The following is a 239-nucleotide window of genomic DNA, read 5'->3' on the forward strand; positions in this document are numbered from 1 at the left end:
AATTTGTTTCCTCCTCTTCTATTAACAGTATTCTTTATACCTCTGGAACGACTGGATTACCTCAAGGGGTCATGTTAAGTCATTCTGCCTATGTAAATTCTGCGCAGTCATTTGCCACCTATATGGTTGGCGCCAGTTCGAAAGATATTTTATTTACAGCGCTGCCGTGATTCCATATTAACGCCCCGGCCCATACAGTACTCGGTGCTATTTCTTCCAATGCGACAATTGCTCTTGGC

General features: G+C 43.5%; 1 pseudogene. It reads left to right on the top strand.

Features of this window, described 5'->3' with window-relative positions:
• Positions 1 to 239, top strand: a pseudogene (locus AC0IXC_RS29370) (AMP-binding protein); the annotation flags it as partial.

The sequence above is a fragment of the Bacillus sp. AC266 genome (assembly GCF_979253805.1).